We start from the raw sequence: 3,408 nt of genomic DNA on the forward strand, positions 1-3,408 counted from the left end.
CTCATCCAAGATCCGACGACAGCGAAGCCCGAAAACGACAACGGGCCCGCGAGGGGCCCGTTGAGTACTGCATTGAACGCGTGTGGCTGGCGCTTAGAAGCGGGCGCCGATGCCGAAGCCCACGGTCCACGGATCCAGCTTGGCCTTGTCGCCGGTCTTGTCACCGTTGACGGTCAGTTCCGGACGCGAATGCATGTAGCGGGCATCGGCGCGGGCAAACCAGGTGCTGTTGATGTTCATGTCCACGCCGACGGTGCCGATCGCGCCCTTGGCGGTCTTCAGACCGATGTGGCCCACGTCACTGGCCAGGTCTTCATTGCTGAAGTTGGACTCGTAGTAACCCGCGCCCACGAACGGACGGAACACGTTGTCGGCCTGGCCGAAGTGGTACTGGCCGCTCAGCGCGATCGGCTGCTGCTCGACCGTGCCCAGGCGCGCACCGTCGGTGCCGCGCACGCGGTGGTCGAACTTGTCGGCAGCGCCCCACAGCTCAACGGCCCAGTTGTCGTTGATGTAGTAGCTGAAGCTCAGGGTCGGGGCCGGACCACYGTCCACCTTGCGCACGCCGTCGAGCGGATCGTTCTTCGGCTGCAGCAGCGAGACGCCGCCGACCACGGCAAAATGCTTGCCCGACGCGGTATCAGTGGTGGAGTCCTGCGCGAATGCGGCCGGTGCGAAGGCCAGTGCGGTCAGGGTTGCCAGGGTCAAAGTGCGGATGGAGCGCATGGGGGAATCTCCTCAGGATGTTTTTGTTCTGGTCCCCGTTGTTCCGGGGCGAGGCAAACGTAGTCCCCACAACATGAATCGAATCCGACGCGCGTTAAAATTTAGTTTGTTCCGTTCAGCGAACAGCAGAAAAGCCCTGCAAAATCGGCAATTGTTACGCTGGAGGATGTTCATGCACCTGGTGGAGATGTGATGGAAGAATCGACCTGCATCGGCTTTCCCGCGCAGGTGTCCGGGGATTGTCGTGTGCTGGTGCTGGGCTCGATGCCCGGGTTGGCATCGCTGCAGGCCGCGCAGTACTACGCCCATCCACGCAATCGTTTCTGGCCGCTGATGCAGGTGTTGTGTGGTGTCGATGCGGCGTTGCCGTATGCAACGCGCATCGCCGCGTTGAATGCCAGCGGCGTCGGCCTGTGGGATGTCATCGGCCAGTGCCGGCGACGTGGCAGCCTGGATGCGTCGATCGTGCGGGGTAGCGAAGTGCCCAATGCGCTGGGCGCACTGATCGCCACGTTGCCGCAGTTGCGCGCGGTCGCCTGCAATGGTGGTACCGCGCACCAGGCCTTCCAGCGTTTCGTCGCGCCGACGTTGGCGCAGACCGGCCGGCCGCTGGCGATCTGGTCGTTGCCCTCCACCAGCCCGGCCAACGCGGCCTGGCCGCTGCCGAAGCTGCAGGCGGCATGGCAACCGCTGGCCGATGCACGGCGGCCGTAAGCGGCTGACTCCGGCGCGCGGCGGCGGACAATACGGTACCGACTGGAAAATACTGCTTCGTGCTGTACCAAGCGCAAGCCGGGCAAAGCAGGCCGCTGCAACAGGTTGTCCCGGGACAGGGGGCGCAAAAGTTCGCCCAGCCGGTTGGCGCTGACGCCTCCTGCCCCCACAATAGGCGATTCCCTACACCAGATTGCCGGAGTTATCCCCATGGCCGAAATCAAGGAAGCACTTGTCCCCGATATCGGTGACTACAGCGATATCCCGGTAATCGAGGTGCTGGTCGCCGTTGGAGACACCGTCAAGAAGGACCAGGGCCTGGTCACGCTGGAATCGGACAAGGCCACGATGGAAGTGCCGTCCTCGGTGGCCGGCGTCGTCAAGGAGATCAAGGTCAAGGTTGGCGACAATCTGTCCGAGGGCAAGGTCGTTGCCCTGATCGAAGTCAGCGAAGGCCAGGCCCAGCCGGCCGCTGCCGCTGCGCCGGCCCCGGCGGCCAAGACCGAAGCGGCCGAGACCGCGACCAAGGTCGAGCCGGTCGCCACCACCGCCGAGCCGGACAAGCTGGCCGCCCGCGATATCGAGCAGGCCGCCGCCAAGGCGACCCAGCCGGCCCCGGCCGCTGCCGCTGCCGCACCGTCCGCCGGTGCCCCGAGCAGCCCGCCGGTGCAGTTCAATGCCGACAGTGTGCTGCCGCAGAAGGTGCCGTATGCCTCCCCGGCGGTGCGCGTGTTCGCCCGCGAGCTGGGTGTGGACCTGAACCAGCTGAGCGGCACCGAGAAGGGCGGCCGCATCACCAAGGGCGACGTGCAGAAGTTCGTCAAGTCCGCCCTGACCGGTGGCGGCGCAGCGAGCGGTGGCTCCGTTGCCGCCGGCGGCGGCCTGAACCTGCTGGCCTGGCCGAAGGTCGACTTCAGCAAGTTCGGCGAGGTCGAGGTGCAGCCGCTGTCGCGGATCAAGAAGATCTCCGGCGCCAACCTGGCCCGCAACTGGGCCATGATTCCGCACGTCACCCAGTTCGAACAGGCCGACATCACCGAGCTGGAAGCCCTGCGCGTGGCGCTGAACAAGGAAAACGAGAAGGCCGGCATCAAGCTGACCATGCTCGCCTTCCTGGTCAAGGCCAGCGCCGCGGCGCTGAAGAAGTTCCCCGAGTTCAACGCCTCGCTCGATGCCAGCGGCGAGAACCTGACCCTGAAGAAGTACTTCAACATCGGTTTCGCCGCCGATACGCCGAGCGGCCTGGTCGTGCCGGTGATCCGCGACGTCGACAAGAAGGGCGTGGTGCAGATCGCGCAGGAATCGGGCGAACTGGCCAAGAAGGCGCGCGACGGCAAGCTCGGCCCGGCCGACATGAGCGGCGGCTGCTTCTCGATCAGCTCGCTGGGCGGCATCGGTGGCACGGCGTTCACGCCGATCGTCAATGCACCGGAAGTGGCCATCCTCGGCGTGTCCAAGTCGTCCATCCAGCCGGTCTGGAACGGCAAGGAGTTCGCGCCGAAGCTGATGCTGCCGCTGTCGCTGAGCTACGACCACCGCGTGATCGACGGCGCGCTGGCCGCGCGCTTCACCACCTACCTGTCCCAGGTGCTGGCCGACATGCGGCGCGTCCTGCTGTGAGGCAGCGCCTGGCAGTGATGCTGATGCTGGCGGTGCTGCCGGCGTCGCAGGCGGTCGCGGCGGAATGCGCGTCCGGCCTGGGGCGCGGCTGGCCGCCGGCCGTTGGCAACTATGGCCAGGCAGTGGAAACCCTGTTCGAGGGCAAGGCGCAGCCGGCGCTGTCGTTGGTGACCCTGCCCAAGAGCGGGGTCGAGACCGGCGTGGCGCTGCTGCCCGGTACCCAGGAAGCGGAATGGACGCTGCGTTTCAGCCGCGCCGACAAGCGCGTGTACAACTGGAACAACAGCGCCCGTGGTGGCGGCCTGGAACTGCGCGTGGACCAGTCGCCGGACCAGTACCAGGTCAGCA

General features: G+C 66.1%; 3 protein-coding genes and 1 pseudogene. 3 read left to right on the forward strand and 1 reads right to left on the reverse strand.

What is annotated here, in order from left to right:
- Positions 1 to 93: 93 nt before the first annotated feature.
- Entirely contained in the window at positions 94 to 726 is a 633-nt protein-coding gene (locus tag AC1DQP_RS18395) for an OmpW/AlkL family protein (protein ID WP_478052193.1), read from the reverse strand.
- A 192-nt stretch (positions 727 to 918) separates the two neighbouring features.
- On the opposite strand from AC1DQP_RS18395, the gene AC1DQP_RS18400 reads away from it, so the two are divergent.
- The 3 genes and pseudogenes from AC1DQP_RS18400 to AC1DQP_RS18410 all read left to right on the forward strand — a co-directional run.
- A complete protein-coding gene (locus AC1DQP_RS18400) occupies positions 919 to 1,440 on the forward strand; it encodes a DNA-deoxyinosine glycosylase (protein WP_478052194.1) in 522 nt (173 codons plus the stop codon).
- Positions 1,441 to 1,545: 105 nt separating this feature from the next.
- Positions 1,546 to 3,060, forward strand: a complete 1,515-nt coding sequence (aceF, locus tag AC1DQP_RS18405; protein ID WP_457320947.1) for a dihydrolipoyllysine-residue acetyltransferase — start codon at positions 1,546 to 1,548, stop codon at positions 3,058 to 3,060.
- Positions 3,061 to 3,077: 17 nt separating this feature from the next.
- A pseudogene (locus AC1DQP_RS18410) lies at positions 3,078 to 3,408 on the forward strand (hypothetical protein); the annotation flags it as partial.

The organism is Stenotrophomonas sp. P5_A8, from assembly GCF_056400545.1.